The organism is Nocardia pneumoniae NBRC 100136, from assembly GCF_000308755.1.
Taxonomy (GTDB): Bacteria; Actinomycetota; Actinomycetes; order Mycobacteriales; family Mycobacteriaceae; genus Nocardia; species Nocardia pneumoniae.
This window is the reverse complement of record NZ_BAGF01000027.1, coordinates 52,975-70,691: the sequence shown is the minus strand read 5'-3', so window position 1 is coordinate 70,691 and position 17,717 is coordinate 52,975. Positions and strand designations below refer to the sequence as shown.

19 protein-coding genes and 1 tRNA gene are annotated in these 17,717 nt (G+C 67.6%); 8 read left to right on the top strand and 12 right to left on the bottom strand.

What is annotated here, in order from left to right; genetic code table 11:
* Positions 1-42: 42 nt before the first annotated feature.
* On the bottom strand, positions 43-975 hold the full coding sequence (locus ON34_RS07645) for a tyrosine-type recombinase/integrase (RefSeq protein ID WP_040776042.1): 933 nt from the start codon (positions 973-975) through the stop codon (positions 43-45).
* 97 nt (positions 976-1,072) lie between these two features.
* A tRNA-Ile gene (locus ON34_RS07640) sits at positions 1,073-1,146 on the bottom strand.
* A gap of 105 nt (positions 1,147-1,251) precedes the next feature.
* Between ON34_RS07640 and ON34_RS07635 the strand changes: the two genes are divergently transcribed.
* Complete coding sequence (locus ON34_RS07635) at positions 1,252-1,701, top strand: nitroreductase family deazaflavin-dependent oxidoreductase (protein ID WP_040776041.1); 450 nt, start codon at positions 1,252-1,254, stop codon at positions 1,699-1,701.
* On the opposite strand, the gene ON34_RS35825 is transcribed toward ON34_RS07635, so the two are convergent.
* Together ON34_RS35825 and ON34_RS07630 are read right to left on the bottom strand one after the other, a co-directional pair.
* Positions 1,686-1,847: a hypothetical protein gene (locus tag ON34_RS35825; protein WP_157172200.1), complete on the bottom strand. Its 162-nt coding sequence runs from the start codon at positions 1,845-1,847 to the stop codon at positions 1,686-1,688. The genes ON34_RS07635 and ON34_RS35825 overlap by 16 nt on opposite strands.
* A 65-nt stretch (positions 1,848-1,912) precedes the next feature.
* Positions 1,913-2,905, bottom strand: coding sequence for a zinc-binding dehydrogenase (locus ON34_RS07630; RefSeq protein ID WP_040776039.1), 993 nt, complete (start codon positions 2,903-2,905; stop codon positions 1,913-1,915).
* A gap of 587 nt (positions 2,906-3,492) precedes the next feature.
* On the opposite strand from ON34_RS07630, the gene ON34_RS07625 reads away from it, so the two are divergent.
* Positions 3,493-3,999, top strand: a complete 507-nt coding sequence (locus ON34_RS07625; protein ID WP_040776037.1) for a UCP032817 domain-containing protein — start codon at positions 3,493-3,495, stop codon at positions 3,997-3,999.
* A 28-nt stretch (positions 4,000-4,027) separates the two neighbouring features.
* Here ON34_RS07625 and ON34_RS07620 read toward each other — a convergent pair whose 3' ends face one another.
* Together ON34_RS07620 and ON34_RS07615 are read right to left on the bottom strand one after the other, a co-directional pair.
* Entirely contained in the window at positions 4,028-5,134 is a 1,107-nt protein-coding gene (locus ON34_RS07620) for a PDR/VanB family oxidoreductase (RefSeq protein ID WP_040776035.1), read from the bottom strand.
* Entirely contained in the window at positions 5,131-6,033 is a 903-nt protein-coding gene (locus tag ON34_RS07615) for a metal-dependent hydrolase (RefSeq protein WP_040776034.1), read from the bottom strand. Before ON34_RS07615 ends, ON34_RS07620 begins: the two co-directional genes overlap by 4 nt.
* 177 nt (positions 6,034-6,210) lie before the next feature.
* Between ON34_RS07615 and ON34_RS07610 the strand changes: the two genes are divergently transcribed.
* Positions 6,211-7,602 (top strand): WS/DGAT/MGAT family O-acyltransferase, encoded by a 1,392-nt coding sequence (locus ON34_RS07610; RefSeq protein ID WP_040776032.1) that lies wholly within the window; start codon positions 6,211-6,213, stop codon positions 7,600-7,602.
* A gap of 73 nt (positions 7,603-7,675) precedes the next feature.
* On the opposite strand, the gene ON34_RS07605 is transcribed toward ON34_RS07610, so the two are convergent.
* Together ON34_RS07605 and ON34_RS07600 are read right to left on the bottom strand one after the other, a co-directional pair.
* Positions 7,676-8,572, bottom strand: coding sequence for an alpha/beta fold hydrolase (locus ON34_RS07605; protein WP_040776030.1), 897 nt, complete (start codon positions 8,570-8,572; stop codon positions 7,676-7,678).
* A gap of 92 nt (positions 8,573-8,664) precedes the next feature.
* Positions 8,665-9,114: a MaoC family dehydratase gene (locus tag ON34_RS07600; RefSeq protein WP_051022243.1), complete on the bottom strand. Its 450-nt coding sequence runs from the start codon at positions 9,112-9,114 to the stop codon at positions 8,665-8,667.
* 131 nt (positions 9,115-9,245) lie between these two features.
* Here ON34_RS07600 and ON34_RS07595 point away from each other — a divergent pair, with 131 nt between their 5' ends.
* Positions 9,246-9,992, top strand: coding sequence for a glucose 1-dehydrogenase (locus tag ON34_RS07595; protein ID WP_040776029.1), 747 nt, complete (start codon positions 9,246-9,248; stop codon positions 9,990-9,992).
* A gap of 181 nt (positions 9,993-10,173) precedes the next feature.
* On the top strand, positions 10,174-11,364 hold the full coding sequence (locus ON34_RS07590; protein WP_040776027.1) for a lipase family protein: 1,191 nt from the start codon (positions 10,174-10,176) through the stop codon (positions 11,362-11,364).
* A 155-nt stretch (positions 11,365-11,519) separates the two neighbouring features.
* Here the strand turns inward: ON34_RS07590 and mbp1 are convergent, their stop codons facing one another.
* On the bottom strand, positions 11,520-11,771 hold the full coding sequence (gene mbp1 / locus ON34_RS07585; RefSeq protein WP_040776026.1) for a microaggregate-binding protein 1: 252 nt from the start codon (positions 11,769-11,771) through the stop codon (positions 11,520-11,522).
* Positions 11,772-11,950: 179 nt separating this feature from the next.
* Between mbp1 and ON34_RS07580 the strand changes: the two genes are divergently transcribed.
* Positions 11,951-12,352, top strand: a complete 402-nt coding sequence (locus ON34_RS07580; protein ID WP_040776024.1) for a DUF6010 family protein — start codon at positions 11,951-11,953, stop codon at positions 12,350-12,352.
* A 131-nt stretch (positions 12,353-12,483) separates the two neighbouring features.
* Positions 12,484-13,188 (top strand): flavodoxin family protein, encoded by a 705-nt coding sequence (locus tag ON34_RS07575; protein ID WP_040776023.1) that lies wholly within the window; start codon positions 12,484-12,486, stop codon positions 13,186-13,188.
* Between the two features lie 12 nt (positions 13,189-13,200).
* On the opposite strand, the gene ON34_RS07570 is transcribed toward ON34_RS07575, so the two are convergent.
* Entirely contained in the window at positions 13,201-13,842 is a 642-nt protein-coding gene (locus ON34_RS07570) for a maleylpyruvate isomerase family mycothiol-dependent enzyme (protein WP_051022279.1), read from the bottom strand.
* 73 nt (positions 13,843-13,915) lie between these two features.
* On the opposite strand from ON34_RS07570, the gene ON34_RS07565 reads away from it, so the two are divergent.
* Positions 13,916-14,869 carry a MerR family transcriptional regulator gene (locus ON34_RS07565; protein WP_040776021.1) on the top strand — a complete coding sequence of 318 codons (954 nt, stop codon included), beginning with the start codon at positions 13,916-13,918 and terminating at the stop codon, positions 14,867-14,869.
* A gap of 138 nt (positions 14,870-15,007) precedes the next feature.
* Here the strand turns inward: ON34_RS07565 and ON34_RS07560 are convergent, their stop codons facing one another.
* A complete protein-coding gene (locus ON34_RS07560; protein ID WP_040776019.1) occupies positions 15,008-16,471 on the bottom strand; it encodes an MDR family MFS transporter in 1,464 nt (487 codons plus the stop codon).
* 347 nt (positions 16,472-16,818) lie between these two features.
* The gene (locus ON34_RS07555; protein WP_040776018.1) at positions 16,819-17,715 is read right to left on the bottom strand and encodes a glycosyltransferase family 2 protein; all 897 of its coding nucleotides are present in this window, start codon (positions 17,713-17,715) and stop codon (positions 16,819-16,821) included.
* Between the last annotated feature and the right edge of the window lie 2 nt (positions 17,716-17,717).

Here is a 17,717-nt window from a genome sequence, read left to right as displayed (position 1 = left end):
TGACGTGCTGCTGCCCCCGGAGACTGCACCGGCCAGACCCTCCTACAGCTTGTCACCCAGCCGTGCCCGGCGGTGCGCTGCTTTCGCTCGGCTGTCCGCGACCGCGGCACCGTAGCGAGACAGCATCTGACGCGACCGCCATCCGGCGAGCATCATGAGGTCTTGCTCCTGGCCGCCACTGTCGAGCCAGGTATGCGCGAAGAAATGACGGAGCTGATGAGGATGCAGGCGTTCGATGCCGGCCGCGTCACATCGACGCTCGAGCATCTGGCGGATACCGGAGTCGGTCATCACTCCGCGGTAACCGAGCCAAAGAGCTGGATTGTCGTTCTTCGCGCCCGGATGCTTCGCACGCACGCGGAGATATCTCCGCAGCGCCGTTCGGGTCTTGTCGCCGAACGGGCACGTGCGCGGTCGGCCGCCCTTGCCGATCACCAGCACTGTGTTCTCGTTGAAGTCCAGCGAGTCCACCTCGAGCGGTGCGAGTTCGCCGCACCGCATGCCGGTGTCGGCGAACAGCCGGATGATGGCGTTGTCGCGTCGGTCGGCGAAGTCGGTGCCGTCGCACTCTGCGAGGAGCGCCTTCACCGCATCCATGCTCGGTACGGGCACTTGTTGATCGGGGACCGAAGGCGGGCTCATCTTGTCGAACGGATTCGCGTCGATGATCTTTTCGGCTGCAAGATATTTGAAGAACTGTTGCAGCGACCGGTACTGACCCCGCGCATACTCCGGCGACAACGGCTCGCCAGTTCGCTGATTGGGCCGCGTGAGCAAATCTTCGATGTAGCCGCCGATGTGGGCGCGGGTGATGTCCGGCGCCGTGGTCGGCAGGTCGCGCTCCTGAAGGTAGGCGGCGAAGTACCTGATCCGCGTCAGGTAGCCGTCGATAGTCTGCTTGCTCCGGTTCTTGCGACGCAGCTCCGTCGCGAAGTCCTCCGCAAGCTCTCGGATGTCGTCCAGATCCAGCCCCATGTCCGGATCTTACCGGCAAAATACATTGCTGTCGGAGCGTTGTTCTGGACCAACTCGGCTGTCGACTTCAGCGTTTCCGCTGCTCAAGTAGCATTTGTGGGGCGGGCGGGGCTCGAACCCGCGACCAATGGATTATGAGTCCACGGCTCTAACCGACTGAGCTACCGCCCCTTGCCGCGAGGAATTCGCAAGCGTTGGGGATGCTACCGGGTCGGGTGGGGTGGGGACCAGTCGGACGTTAGGGTTGGATGTCGGGAACTTACTGGAGGGTCAGGTATGGCCGGTCTGTTCATCAAGGTGTTGAAGGCGCATCAGTGGGTGTACGAGCACTCCGGGGGGCTGGTGGGGCATCGGCTGCTGATGGGAAATCCGACGCTGCTGCTGCGGACCGCGGGGCGCAAGAGCGGCAAGAACCGGACCTCGGCGCTGACGTACGCGCGGGACGGCGAGGACTACCTGGTGACGGCGTCCAATGGCGGCTCGCCGCGGCCGCCGGGGTGGCTGGCGAATCTGAAGGCGCGACCGGAGTGTGAGATCCAGGTCGGGCGGCGGAAACTGGCGGTGCGGGCGCGGCCGACACTGCCGGATGATCCCGATTACGCCCGGCGCTGGGCGATCGTCGACAAGGTGAATCGAGGTCGCTACAGCGCCTATCAAAAGCTGACCAAGCGGCCCATCGCGGTGGTGGTGCTGACCCCGGCCGAGCGGGGTCAGTCGTCGCGGTAGTTCTCGTCCCAGTGGACCTCATAGTCATCGGCGTCGTCGCGGTCCCATAGCTCGGCATCCTTCGGCGGACGACTGGCGAAGTGCACGACTGCGACGACGAAGCCGAGTACCACGATGACGATACCGACAATGAGCAGAGTGTTCACCCCGGCACCCTAGCGCCGCCGCCGGGCTTGTGCACTACATCGATTGTCCAGATCGGGAGGATTGTTCACACCGTTAACAAAGTCCGCCCTACGGCAGTCCTCGACTCGATGGCCGCATGCGCCCGATCGGCCTCTTCCAGCGGGAACGTCTGACCGATGACGACCTCCAGCCGCCCGGCGGCAGCCTCGGCTTGGGCGCGCTCGGCGAGCGCCTGCCAGTCGGTGTCGGCGCCGGTGATGTCGAACAGGCCGTAGACGGTGACACCGCGCGCCGCCGCTTCCCCGTCCAACGAGGCGAACTCGCCTGCGGCAGCACCGTATCCGAGAAAACGGCCGCCCTGCGCCGCGGCCGTGACCGCGGCCTCGCCGAGCGCGCCACCCGCGCCATCGAGCACCACGTCGAAGCCCGCCCCACCGGTCGCGGCGCGCGCCTTCGCCGCCCAGTCCGGCGCGGAGTAGTCGACCACGGCGGTCGCGCCGAGGCGCCCGGCGAGCTCCAGCTTCGCGGCGCCTCGCGCGGCCGCGACGACGTTCGCGCCCGCTGCCCTGGCGAGCTGGATCAGCAGAATGCCGAGGCCGCCGCCCGCCGCGGTGATCAAGACCCACTCCCCCGGCTGAACAGCGGCGCGATCGAACACCGCGAGCGCGGTCCTGCCGTCATGTGCGAGCGCCACGGCCTGCGCCGTGGTCAGCCCCTCGGGAATCGCGGTCAAGGTTTCCGCCTTGGCCAGCGCTTTCTCGGCGTACCCTCCGATCGGCAAGCCGCCGCCGATACCGCTGGCCGCCGTGGGCGTGGACACTCGCTTGCCCACCCAGGCCGGATCGACATCCGGCCCGACCGACGCCACCACACCGCCGACCGCGCCGCCGGGCACGTACGGCGGCTCGATCGCGAAGAAGTCCGTGCCCCAGCCGCCACGCAGCCGCGTGTCCAGGAACATCACATCGGCGGCCGCCACGTCGACCACCACCTCACCCGGCCCGGCCACCGGATCCGGCAGCTCGCGCACCGCGAGCACTTCCGGTCCACCGAACGCACTGGCCTGCACAGCCCGCATGACACAACCTCCATCGTTCCTTGCCGTCGCGAACGATGACAGCATGAAACCTGAAGTCAGGTTGAGGTCAACTCGTGGGGTCAGGACCCGCCGCCGCAGCTGGAACTGCTGCCACCGCCGCAGCTGGAACTGCTCCCCCCGCCACAGCTGGAACTACCGCCACCACAGCTGGAACCGCTACCCCCGCCGCAGCTGCTGCCGCTTCCTCCGCCGCAACTACTACCGTGCTGGCCCCCGCCACAGCTGTTCGGCTGGCCCCAGTCGTACCCGCCGATCAGACCGGCACCGCCAGCGGCCCAGAACGGGTCGGTGGATCCGCTGTGGTCGTGATCTCCGCCCCGGGATACGCGCCACGGTCCATTCGGCGGCAGGAACCGGTCGCGTTGCGCGCGCAGGACGACGACCACCACGATGACCGGGACCGCGATGATCAGCACCAGCATCACCAGAACGAAAACCAGGACGAGCCAGCCCATATCGTGTCCTTTCCGGCAGAGCCGGTCCCTCCGTGGTCACGCTCGGCCTCCCCCGGGCCTGAGCGCCATGCCAAAACGGTAGCGTCCACCGGCACGCACGTACAGTGAACTGTGGTGTCATTCAGTTTCCGCAGATCCCACGCACTCGACCTGGCGACCGTCCGCTCCGCCGTCGACGCGCTGGAACTGCCCGACGCCGTGTACAAGACCTGTCCCTGGCAGCCGCGGGAACTGGTGGACAAGGGATTACGGCAGTGGCTGCTCTGCTGCGGCGCCGCCATGCGCGACGACAAGGTGATCGGCATGCCGTCGCACGCGGTCGACGAGGCGTGGCACGGTCTCATCTTGTGCACGAAGCGCTACGCGGACTTCTGCGCGCGGGCCTATGGCCGCTTCCTGCACCACTTCCCCGAAGGCGACGGTCAGCCGGTCGTTTCGCACGGAACCATGGCCGAGCAGCTCGGCCGCACCGTGGTGGCGTGGTCGTTGGTGGCGGCCCCGAACGAGGAATGTGTGCTGTGGGATCTCGATCGCCGGGTCGGCGTCGAGCACCCGTGGGGCATCGAGGCCGCGCGAGTCGAGGCCATCGAGGCCGAACTCGCCGCTACGCGCCGCTGACGGCCGAGCGCCTGGCCTCAGGGTCGAGTCACAGATCGAGCAGTAGCCGCCCGCCCTCGGCGCGGGACACACAGACGAGCATCTCGCCCGCCTCGCGTTCGGCATCGGTGAGCACGCTGTCGCGATGGTCCGGTGCACCGGCCAGCACACGGACCTTGCAGGTGCGGCAGAAACCCTGCCTGCACGAGTACGGCCGGTCGGGCCGGGTTTCCAGGATGGTGTCGAGTGCGGAACGGTCGGCGGCGACCTCGACGACCTCTCCGGTGGAGGCGAATTGGATCTCGAACGGCGTGCCGTTCACGATCGGCGGCGGCGAAAAGCGCTCGGAATGCAGTTCGACATAGGGCATTTCGCGCACCGCGTCGGCGATCAGCGTGATCATCGGCACCGGTCCGCAGCAGTAGACCGCGGTGTCGGGTCCGACGCCGGGCAGCAAGGCGGCGGCGTCGGGGAGCCCGTGTTCGTCGTCGGTGCGCACGATGACGCGGTCGCCGAATCCCGCGATCTCGTCGAGGAACGGCAGCGTGTCGCGGGCGCGGCCGGTGTACACCATCGACCACTCGATTCCGAGACGGTGCGCCAGCCTAGCCATGGGAAGGATCGGCGTGATGCCGATGCCACCCGCGACGAAATGCAAACGAGCAGCCGGAGATCCGTGTCCGGGCACGGCGAACGGGAACGCGTTGCGCGGTCCGCGCACCACGATCGGCGTGCCGACCGGGAGAGCGTCGTGCACCTCCACCGAACCACCGCCGCCTTCAGGGATGCGGCGCACCGCGATCTGGTAGGCGCGAGTGTCCGCCGGGTCGCCGCACAGCGAATACTGCCGCAGCCTGCCCGAACGCAACTCCAGGTCCAGATGGGCGCCGGGCCGCCACGGTGGCAGCACGCGCCCGTCGGCCGCGGCCAGCCGCAGGCTCACCACATCCTGATCGTGCGCCTCGGTCCGCCGTTCGGTCACGACCAAGGCGAGGCGGTGGTCGTCCACCTTCGGACGCGGATCGCGCCGGTTGACCAGCGTGGTCCAGCGCAGCCGCGCGGAGGCCACCGCGTCGACCACGCGCACCGTGCGGTCGCGAGCACGCTTGCCGAACAGGTCGGCGGGCAGTTGGTCGGGAACGGGTCGCAGAGTCACGAGGCCATCGCCTGGGCGGCAGGAGATTTGGCCAGATATGCCACCGCCTGCGCCGTGGAGCCGACCGAATCCGGGTCGTAGCCGGGCTTGAAGGTGCTCAACGCACTCCACAGCAGTGAGGGGACCCCGGGCAGCGCACCGCGCCACATCGCGCCGAAGACCCGCGCCAGCAATCGCGGATAGCCCAGGTCGGGTAGCTCGGCGTCCTGGTGGACCAGGAACTTGGTGCCGCGCAGCACCAAGGTCAGGAAGATCGGGAACACCAGCGTCATCAGTCCGGCCCGCCGAAGGTAACCGGCGCCGAAGTACACCGCCACGTCGTGTGCGACATGGCGATGCTCGACCTCCTCGGCGCCGTGCCAGCGGAACAGGTCCGCCATGCGGGGGTCGGCGTCGAACCGTTCCAGATCCGCGTTGAGCACCCAGTCGCCGAGATAGGCGAAAAAGTGCTCCAGGCACGCGATGAACGCCAGCCGCTCGATGAGCACCTGCCGTCGCGCGACGCCGTCGGCATCCCGCGGACCGAGCGTCCGGCGGAACAGATACTCGGCCTGCCGCAGATAGGGCTCGGGATCGATGCCGTGGGCGGCGAGCACCTCGTGCAGCACCTTGTCGTGGGTCTCGGCGTGCATCGATTCCTGACCGATGAAGCCGAGCATCGCCTCGCGCAACCTGTCGTCCCGCACGTAGGGCAGCGCCTCGGCGTAGGCGGCGCAGAACATGCGCTCACCTTCGGGCAGCAGCAGATTGAGCGAGTTGATCAGGTGCGAGGCGATGGGCTCGGCCGGCATCCAGCGCAGGGGCGTGCCCGCCCAATCGAACCGCACGTTGCGTGCGTGCAGCGCCACCGGGCCCGGGTCGGTGTCCGGACGTCGCCCAGCCCTGCGAAGTAGCTTCATCGGTACTCCTCGATCCCTCACGCGTCCACGCCGACGCACAATTCCTACGCCCTCGTAGCAAGCATCATACACATATATAGAACTTTGGGTAACACACAAAGCGTTCTATGGTGAGGCAACCTCGCCGCATTCCGGTCTGCGCCGTAAATCTAGAACGCGTTCTAGTAGGCTTTCGCTATGGAACGATTGACCGGATTGGATGCCAGCTTCCTCTACCTGGAAACCGGGACCCAGCACCTCCACGTCTGCGCACTGCTGATCCTGGATCCGACGTCGGCGGACTACTCATTCGACACCTTCAAAGCCGAACTGGGCAGGCGACTACCGCTGATTCCGCAGATGCGCCGCCGCGTGTACGAGGTACCGTTCAACCTCGACCATCCCGTCTGGGTGGAGGACGAGAATTTCGACCTCGACTACCACGTCCGCAGGATCGCCATCGCCGCACCCGCCGGACACCGCGAACTCGCCGAGCTGGTCGGGGACATCGCCAGCCGCCCCATGGATCGCGACCGCCCGCTCTGGGAGATGTCCGTGGTGGAGGGCCTCGACGACGGCAAGGTGGCGGTGATCTGCAAGTACCACCACGCCGCCGTGGACGGCATCACGGGCGCCAATCTGATGATGCACCTGTGCGATCTGGAACCGACCGCCACCAAGCCGGTGCCCGAGGAAGAGTGGCACCCCGAACCGAAGCCGAGCGACTGGCGCCTGCTGGCGGAGGCGGTGGTGAAGTTCCCGACCAAAGCGGGCATGCTCGGCATGGTGCCGAAAACCCTCGGCGTGGTCGCCGGATTCGCCCAGCGCCGCCGACACAACAAGACCGGCATGGCCATACCCTTTTCCGCTCCGCGCACGCCGTTCAACCTGGCCATCACCCCGCATCGCACCGTCGCGTTCATCGATGCCGAGCTCGACGCCGTCAAGGAGATCCGCTCGGCGTTCGGGGTCAAGGTGAACGACGTGCTGCTGACCGTCGTGGCCGGGGCATTGCGCGCCTATCTCGAACGGCACGATGAACTGCCGGATCGATCGCTGATCGCGTCCGTCCCGGTGTCCGTGCACGACTCGACGCGGCACACCGCGGGCATCAACAAGGTGTCCACGCTCTTCGCGCGGCTCGGCACCGATATCGCCGATCCGGTGGAACGCTTGCGCGCGGTGGCCGAGGGCAATCGCGGGGCCAAGGAAGAACACGAACTGATCGGCGCGGATTTCCTGCAGGACTGGTCGAAATACGCTCCGCCGAACGCGTTCCGGCTCGCGGCACGCATGTACTCGTCGCTGAAGCTGGCCGAAATGCACCCGGTGGTGCACAACCTGGTGGTGTCCAATGTGCCCGGGCCGCCGATGCCGCTGTACTTCCTCGGCATACGCGTGGACGCGATGTACCCGTTCGGGCCGGTGTTCCACGGCGCCGGGCTGACCGTGACCGTGTTGTCGAACAACGACAAACTCGATTTCGGCTTCATCGCCTGCAAGGAACTGGTGCCCGACATCGCGGAGCTGGCCGACGCCGTTCCCGGCGTGGTCGCCGAATTGCTCGCCGCGGCACGGACGTCCGGCTGACCGCCAGCCCGATCCGCCCTGTTCGCCACCGCCGCCGGACAGGGCCGCTGCAGCCGGAAACCATCCGGCCGCGTCAGATCTTCGCGGCGACCGCCGCGCAGGCTTCGAGCAACACCGGCACGAACCGGTCGGCCTCCAGCACGCAGGACGCGTGCCCGGCCTCGACCACGTGCGTGCTCGCGGCGGGAATCATGGTCGCCAGCTCCACCTGCCGGGAGACCGGGATCGCCCGGTCGCGCGTGGTGATCACCACGGCCGTCGGCATGGTCAGACTCGACAGCCACGCGGTCGCGTCGAAGCGACCGACCTCCGCCACCACCTGAGCGAGCGCCCATCCGCTGGTGCTGCGGAATTCGCCGAGCGCCCAACGGTTCAGCCGTCCCGGCGGCCAGGTGATCTCCGGAAGCTCCGGCAGGCGGCAGGCGAGCTTCTCGGCGCGCTGGTAGGAGTACGGGCCGACCGCGGCGGCGATGGCGCCGAACGTCCGGTGGAAAGCCTTCTCCGGCAGCGTTTCCTGGAATCGATGGGGCGTCGCGCAGAGAACGAGACCGCTCACCCGGTCGGGATGGCGATGTCCGGCGAGCAGGCTCACGATGCCGCCCAGAGAGAATCCCGCGCACATGGCGCGGTCCACGTGCAGCGCGTCGAGGACGGCCACCACATCGTCGGCGCAGTCCTCCAGCGTGAACCGCTCGGAGCGGATGCCGCGCCCGTGCCACCGCTGGTCGAACAGGATCACCCGGTACCGCTCGGCCAGCGCCGCCAACGACGGAAACCAAGTGAGATAAGCGGTGCACGCCGTAGCGTGCAGCAGCACCAGAACCGGCGCGCGGTCCGGCCCCGGGATGTCCACCACGTAGGTCCGGCCTCGCCCCGGCAACTCGACCAGGCGACCACCGGGCACCTCGGCGATGTCCGGCACCCGGAGACGTCCACCGAACCGCGCGACACGTCGGGGCGAGTTCGTCATGGACACCTCCTGAGGCGACAAATTAGAACGCGTTCTATACCAGCATGACACAGCGGCGAACAGCGTGGCCGGACCGCGCTACCACGCAGCGGTCACGCCAGAACCCGCACCACCGTCTCCGCGACACAGACCGGCTTGTCGCCACCCTCGCGCTCGACGGTCACGGCGAGGATCACCTGCAAGCCGCCCGCCACCTCCTCGACACTCGCGAGCCGCGCCCGGCCGCGAATGCGCGAACCCGAGGGAACCGGCGCGGGAAAACGGATTTTGTTCACGCCATAGTTGATACGGGCCGCCGCGTCGGCGATCCGGAAGATCTGCCCGATGATCGGCGGCAGCAACGACAACGTGAGATAGCCGTGGGCGATGGTGGTGCCGTACGGCCCCGCGGCGGCACGCTCGGGATCGACATGAATCCACTGACGATCCTCCGTCGCGTCGGCGAAGGCGTCGATACGCCGCTGATCGATCTCGATCCAGTCACTCACGCCCAGTTCGGCGCCCGTCGCGGTGCGCAGCGTTTCCATCGTGAAGTCGGTCATTCGACGAACCCTAGGCCGACCCGTCGCACCGGCAAGAGGATTCCGGCCCGCGGGCTGGGTTATTGTCGCCGGGCACGCGACGCAATCTGTAACGTGTTTCAGACGAATTTCGAGAGACGGAGGTACCGCCCATGGGGCGTTTGACCGGCAAAGTGGCGTTGATCAGCGGTGCGGCGCGCGGCATGGGCGCGGCGCACGCCAGGGCGCTGGTCGCCGAGGACGCCCGCGTGGTGCTGGGCGACGTGCTCGACGACGAAGGCGCCGCGGTCGCCGAGGAGCTGGGCGACAAAGCGGTCTACGTCCACCTCGACGTGCGCGAACCCGACGACTGGCGCAAAGCCGTCGCCGAGGCGGTGGGCCGGTTCGGGTCGTTGAGCGTGCTGGTGAACAACGCGGGCATCGCGAACGGCAACCTGCTCGTCGCGTTCGAGCTGGCCGAATGGCAGCGGATCATCGACATCAACCTGACCGGCACGTTCCTCGGCATGCAGGCCGCGACACCGGCCATGATCGAGGCGGGCGGCGGCTCGATCATCAACATCTCCTCCGTCGAGGGCATGCGCGGCAGCCCTGGCCTGCACGGCTACACGGCCACCAAGTTCGCCGTGCGCGGGCTCACCAAGTCCACCGCTCTCGAGTTGGCGCAGTACAAGATCCGGGTGAACTCCGTGCACCCCGGCCTGATCCGGACGCCGATGACCGAGAACATCCCCGCGGACTTCTTGCAGATCCCACTCGGCCGCGCCGCCGAACCGGCCGAGGTCTCCGCGCTGGTGACGTTCCTGGCCAGCGACGAGTCGTCGTACTCGACGGGAGCGGAGTTCGTCATCGACGGCGGTCTGACCGTGGGCATTCCGCACAAGAGCTTCGACAGCTGAATCACCCGCCGAGCGCGGCGTGGAAACCGCACCCCGGTGCGGTGCGCCGAACTCGGCTTCTTCCGCTCGTCCCCTACAGTGACCAGGTCCGGGCACCGGTCGCAGGCGATCGGTATTCGGAGCATTCGACTTCAGCACCACCGTCCCGGAAGCACGTAGTGAATGGGAGTCGACGAACGCCATGCTTCGATCAGGTATCGCAACCGCCGTGGCCGTGCTTTTCGCGATTGCGCCGTCGGCCGCCGCGCAGCCGGTCTATCCCGCACCGGACCCTGATCCGTTCTATGCCGCACCGGCGGACCTGGACCGCGCCGCGCCGGGCGAGGTCCTCGCCGTCCGGCCGATGCCTGGACTGCTCACGTTCCCCGGCGCGACGGTCACGATGATCAAGTTCCGCTCCAGCAATTCCGCGGGCATGCCGATCGCGGCCACCACCACCGTGCTGACGCCGCCGAACTACACCCCCGGCGGGCCGCTGCTGTCCTATCAGCACATCATCAACGGCCTCGGGACCCAATGCGCGGTGTCCCGCGTGCTCTACACCAACGACCCCAACCTGGCGGTGCGCGAAGCGCCCGCGCTGAACGCCGTGCTGCTGCGCGGCTGGTCGGTGGCTCTGCCCGACCACCTCGGCCCGACCAGCGCCTACGGCGCGGCGAAACTGGGCGGCACGATCACCCTCGACGGCATCCGCGCCGCGCGGCGGGTCGCGGAACTGGGGCTGGCCGACAGTCCGGTCGCCATGCTCGGCTACTCCGGCGGTGGTATGGCGACCGCCTGGGCGGCGGCGCTCGCGCCGACCTACGCGCCGGAACTGCCTCTGGTCGGCGCCGCCGCCGGTGGGGTGCCGATGAACCTGCTCGACATGATCGAGGGCCTCGGCTACACGCGGCACGCCGCGTTCGGTCTCGCCTTCGCGGCGGCGATCGGCCTGGAACGGGAGTACCCGGCCCGGTTGCCGATCAGTGACTATCTGAACTCGTTCGGGATGGCGGTCCGGGACCGCATAGCCAACAGCTGCACCAACGACATCCTGCTGGCGGGGGCAGGGCGCAGCGTCATGGACGTCGCCACGTCGGTGTCGCTCGCCAACGACGAATCCGCACTCGCGGTGCTCGAGGAGAACAGTCTGGAACTCTACGACGGCATCCCCACCACGCCGATCTTCCAGTGGCGGGCGGTGAACGACGGCCTGGTCCCGGTGGCGTCGGTCGACAGCACGATCCGGCGGTATTGCGCGGCGGGAGTACGGCTCCAATACGAGATGCTGCCCAGCCCGGATCATTTGTCCACCGCGGTATTGGGGGTGCCGTCGGCGCTCGGGTGGCTCGATGACCGCTTCCACGGTGTGCCCGCGCCGAGCAATTGCTGATCGTGCGGAAAACAATGCAGCGTCCGGGCGCTCGAACCCGGACGCTGTGCGTGAAAGAGTTCCCCCCTCAGGAATGACGGCCCGGTGGCAGCAGATCGCCGCCACCGGGAACGGGCCGCTCGGCCCTACCGCCGCATCGGATCTCGCAGCGGAAGCTAGGCGTCCTTACTGCTCTGGAACGCGCCCTGCCGTGCCTCGTCGACATCGGCTTCGGCACGGGCCTTTTCGGCCTCGGCTTCCTTGCGCGCCGCATCCCGCTCGGAATCGGCCTTGTCCTGCTGCGCTCGACCCTCTTTCTTCAGGTCCTCGTCGCCGGTAACGACGCCCGCAGCTTCCTTGGTCTTGCCCTTGATGTCCTCGACGACACCTTCGACAGCTTCCCGAGGTCCACTCTGATGCTCCGGCATCACATACCTCCCATTCACTTATCGGCTGACACCGGCCGCATACCCGCGACCGTCCCCCTCAATCACCCTGTGACCGCCGCCACCGCGGGTGCGCACGCGCCGGTCGGGTGGCGATTTCCAGTTGGAACGTGGCATCAATGCCACTGGGAGGCGATGGAACGGCCGGATAGCTTCGGACAATGAGTTACATCGCCCCGGTCGTGATCGGCATCCTGTACGCGCTGGTGATGTCGGCGATCCGCGAACCGCACCGGCGCCACTTCAACGCCATCATGGTCGCCGGTGCCGGTGCCGCCTACCTGAGCGGCGGCGGACTCGGCGGCTGGGAATTCCTGTTCACCGCCATTGTCACCTACTGCGCCTATCGCGGACTGGAATCCTGGACCTTCATCGGCATCGCATGGCTCCTGCACACCGCCTGGGACCTGCTGCACCATTTCAAGGGCAACCCCATCATCCCTTTCGCCCACGACTCGTCCCTTGGCTGCGCGATCTGCGACCCGGTCATCGCGTTGTGGTGTTTCGGCGGCGGTCGGTCGCTTTTCTCGTTTCGTGGCAGGGCAGTAGTGACGAAAGTGTGACGCCGCAGCGTGGACGGTGTCGCGCAGGAAGTCGGTCCGGCACGATTGGTGCATGCCCAGAGGTCTGTTCGGGCCGCCAGCGCAAAACCAATCGACGCCAGACCCACAACGAGCACGTCCAGGAGAGGATCATGACCAGCTTCGGCGACCTGCGGGCCCTGTTCATCAACTGCACACTCAAGCGCTCACCGGAACGAAGCAATACCCAAGGACTGATCGATCTCAGCGCCCACATCATGGAGAAGAACGGCGTCCAGGTCTCCCATATCCGCGCCGTGGATCACGACATCGCCCCGGGCGTCTGGCCGGACATGACCGAGCACGGCTGGGCCACCGACGAGTGGCCCGCCCTGCAACGCCAGGTCATGGATGCCGACATCCTTGTGCTGGCGGGACCGATATGGCTGGGCGACAACAGTTCCGTCACCAAGAAGGTCATCGAGCGGCTCTACGGCAATTCGTCGATCCTCAACGAACGCGGCCAATACGCCTACTACGGCCGCGTCGGCGGCTGCATCATCACCGGCAACGAGGACGGCGTGAAGCATTGCGCGATGAACGTGCTCTACAGTCTCCAGCACCTCGGCTACACCATTCCGCCCCAGGCCGACGCGGGCTGGATCGGCGAGGCGGGACCGGGACCGTCCTATCTGGATCCCGGATCCGGCGGGCCGGAGAACGACTTCACCAACCGCAACACCACATTCATGACCTGGAACCTGCTGCACCTGGCGCGAATGCTCAAAGACAACAACGGAATCCCGGCACACGGCAACCAGCGCTCCGAATGGGATGCCGGGTGCCGCTTCGACTTCGAGAATCCCGAACACCGGTAGCGGCTCTGTCCTTCAGGCGAGCATCCGCTCGGCTCCCGCACCCGTGAGGTGTTCTCGCCCGACGCGGCGACCGGCGACCAGCAGGAGCAGCGAGGCGACCGGGCCTTCGACAGCGAGCCCGGCGCCGGCGTCCCATCCGGCATCGGTTGCCACGAGGTGATATCCGGCGAACTTCGCGCGGGACCGGAACGTATCGGCTGTCCAGACTCGTTCGAGAGCCGATCGGGCCGCGGCGACGGGCATGGCGCGGGTGATGCCGAGTGGCACCGCGATGTCCTGCCCGTGCACCAGCAGGTCCATCAGCCGATCGGCGGCGGTGGTGCCGATCGGCGTCGAGCGCGCGCCGATGCTGTCGCGCAGCGCGGCCAGCAACTGCGTCGTCGTCGCGCGGTCGGCGAGGCGGATGGCGGTGTCTCGGATCGCGCGGTCCAGGTTGCCGCGGGCGCGGATCACGTTGACCAGAATCCAGGCGATGCTGGGACGTGCGGACAGCACGATGTGGGCGACGACATCACGCACCCGCCAGCCCTCGCACAAGGAAGCGTGATTCCAGTCGTTCTCGGACAGGGTCTCCAGAAGTTCGACCAGGCTTGCCCGTTCGGTGGCGACCGCCCGCCACATCTCGTCGGTCGTCATCGTTGCGCTTCCGGTCATTTCGCGTTGCTCCATCTCTCCGGGGGTGTTCCAGTACGGTAGGAACTCCACCCGGGTGGAGGTTCCAGCGATAGTGACCGACAACACACGAAACACCGGCGTGGTGAGCATCGGGGAGCTGTCTCGACTGACCGGTGTGCCGATCCGCACCATCCGCTTCTATTGCGACCAAGGGATTCTGGCTGCTCAGCGCACATCCGGCGGACACCGGACCTTCGATCCGGCCACCGCCGTCGATCAACTCCTGCTGGTGCGCCGACTGCGTGCGCTGGGTGTGTCCTTGACCGCGATCGTGGATGTCCTCGCAGGCACCGTTTCCGTCGCCGACGCGGTCGCCGCCGAACGTCGAGCGCTCGACACCGAACTGGCCGCGCTGACCTGGCGGCGTGCCTCACTGCGGGCCGTCGAAGAGGCCTCCCCCGCCGAACGGGCCGCGCGCCTGGAAGTGCTGGGCGCAGTCCAGGACCGGCGCCGCACACACGACGCGATCGTGGCCTTCTGGCGACGCGTGCTCACACCTATTCCCCCGGATCTACTCGACGATTTCGTCGCGATGAACGTGCCCGACCTACCACACGACCCGGACACCCACCACATCGCGGCCTACGCCGAACTCGCCACTCTCATCACCGATCCCGCCTTCCACTCCGTCATCTCACGCCAGCTCTGGCGATCGGACCGGACTGCGATCCGCCACAAGCGTGAACTGCTCACCGGAGTCGCTCCGGCATACCAGTCCGCCATCGACCGCCTGATCACCCACCAGCCACCTCGGCCCGGGCCCGAACTCGACCAGTTCGTCGACGCCCACGCCACCGCCCGCGGCACACGCGACACGCCACGGTTCCGCCGCGAGCTCCTGAACGGCGCGACCGACACCGATCCCCGCATCCACCGATACTGGCGCCTCACCGACGAGGTCACCGGCACCCCCACGCTCGGCGCCGCTCACCAGTGGCTCTACGAATCGCTCACACAATCCGTCGACCCCTTACCCGCGGCCCCAGGGCGAACCCAGCGTCGATGAGGTAACCGAGCGGCTGGCTGGTCAGCTGATCGGCTACCCCATCGCATTACGGCCGCACTTCGCCCTGGTACGGACCGATCCATACGACGAGGCCCCTGGCCTCGATGCAGCCAGGGGCCTCGTCGTGCCGAATTCCGTTCAGCCCTTTACCAGTTCGGGGGTCGTAGGCTCGGTGCCCTCGGCTGCGTGTGGGGTGCCGGTCCGGCTCGGCAGCAGCACTGCCATGACGATGACGATCAGCGCCAAAGCCGCCGAGATGAGGAAGGCCAGGCGCATGCCGTCGAGGGTGGCGGCGACGAGGTCGGCGCCCTCGGCGACCAGCGTGGTGCTGCGGGCCGACATCACCGTCACCACCAGGGCGGTGCCGAACGCCGCGGCGACCTGCTGGAGCGTGCCGAGCATGGAACTGCCGTGCGAGTACAGCTGCTGCGGCAGCGCACCGAGGCCGAGGGTGAAGACCGGGGTGAAGGCCGCGGCCAGCGACACCATCAGCAGGATGTGCAGGATCAGCAGCTGCCAGTACGGCATGGTCATCGAGATCCGGGTGAACCCGGCCAGTGCCGCGGCGATGCCGATCGAGCCCGGGATCACCAGCAAGCGTCCGCCGAACCGGTCGAACAGGCGCCCGACGGTCGGGCCGAGCAGACCCATCGCCAACCCGCCCGGCATCACCAGCAAGCCGGTGGCCAGTGGACTCAGGCCACGCAGGTTCTGCAGGTACAACGGCAGCAGGATCATCGACCCGAGCATCGCCATGAACGCGACCGACATCAGAATCAGCGCCTTGGTGTAGGTGCCCGACCGCAGGACCCGCAGATCCAGCAGCGGAGTGCCGGTGCGCTGCAGGCGCAGCTGACGGAACACGAACACGGCGATCAGGGCCGAGCCCGCGGCGACGATCAGCGCCGGACCGGCGAGGTTGCCGCTCTCGAACCGGCTGAGCCCGAACACCAGCCCGCCGAACCCGAGCGCGGCCAGTGCCACGCTGGCCACGTCGATCTGCCCGGTCTGCGGTTCACCGACGTTCTCCAGCTGGCGCAGGCCGAGCCAGGCGATCACGCCTGCGATCGGCAGCACCAGCAGGAAAAGCCAACGCCACGAACCGATTTGCAGCACCGCTCCGGAGATCACCGGCCCCATCGCGGGGGCCACCGAAATGGCCAGGGTGACATTGCCCATCACCCGGCCGCGGTCGTGCTCGGGCACCACCGTCATCAGCGTGGTCATCAGCAGCGGCATCATCACCGCGGTGCCACCCGCCTGGATGATCCGTCCGATCAGCAGAACGGCGAACGACGGCGCGACAGCCGACAGCAGGGTACCGGCCAGGAAGACGCACATCGCCGCGGCGTAGGCCTGACGGGTCGACACCCGCTGCAGGAACCAGCCGGTCGTCGGGATGACCGCCGCCATCGTCAGCATGAACGCGGTGGACACCCATTGCGCCAACCGGTCGGTGATCGCGAGGTCCTCCATCAGCCGCGGGATCGCGTTGATCATGATGGTCTCGTTCAGGATCACCACGAACGTCGCGAGGACCAGCACCCGGATGACGGTCGGTGTCCGCCCTCCGGAGGGTGGAGCGGATGGTTGGGCGGACATCGGATACCTCCGGAAGCTGGGACGTGGTCAGTAAATATGTGGCCCGTTGCCGAGTCACCGGATCGCGTCCGGCGCCACAGAGGTTGAGACGGGATCGGCTGCTCGAACTCATCGGGCGCGGGCCAGTATTCCGGTCGGCACCGACACAAACCACCGGATTTCCCCTCCGACGCGCCGTGCGCTTGCCAGAAATCGCTGTTCAGGCAGCCTTCTCACGAACTGCCGATCCGAATCGTGAGCCTGGTCACCCATCTCTGGGGACGGCGTCCGGCCGAGACCACGATCGGCAGCACCGGACCCCGTCGGTCGACGAGTGGAGCGGCGGTGTGATGCGCTGCTGGTGAATGTCAGCCCACATAGCGACGCGCGGGCGAACGGCGCTGGGATTCCTCCAATAGAACCAGGCCCGCTTCCACGCGCGGCGGCAGCACTTTCCGCTCGCGCAGCACCCACGGCAATCCACGCAGTGTCTCCAGGACGGCCGCGGCCGTTGTCCGGTCGGCCGGGGCCGACCTGAGCACAGCGGCGGTCCGCCGGGCGGCGCTTCGGGCCGGGCGGCGCAACCACAGCGTCCACAAGGTGTTCCGGATACCGAGTCGACGACGATCGGTCGCGTCCCGCGCGGGTGACGGCTCGTGATGGATCAGCATGTCCTCCACCCAGCACATCCACCAGCCGTGCGCCGCGAGATCGAGCGCGAGCAATTCCTCTTCGCCACCGAACCACAAGCGCCGGGAGAAACCGCCGACTTCCCGGAACGCACTGACCCGGAAAGCCGACAAAGCCGCCATCACACCGAGCAGAGCCGGACCGGGCAGCCACTCAGGCCCGGGAACCGGTGAATCACGCAGTTCCGGCGTGATCGGATCCTCACGCAGGTCGGGAGCGACCAGGCATCGCCCGGTCACCGACCCCAGGCCGGGATACTGGTCGAGCAGATCGGCCGCGCGGGTCAGCGCGCCGGGCTGCCATCGGGTGTCGTCATCGCAGAACGCCACATACGGCGTGGTCACCCGCTCGACCGCGATGTTCCTGGCCACCGCACCCAGGTTCTCCGGCGAACGGATGACCTCCACGGCGGGAAACGCCGCGGTGACCGCGTCGGCCGTACCGTCGGTGGACCCGTTGTCGACGAGGATGATCGGCGCCGCGTCCGGGAGCGCGGTCATGTGCGCGAGCGTTTCCAGCAGCTGTTCGCGCCGATTGCGGGTGATGATGACGACCGTCATTCGTTCCGTAACCATCC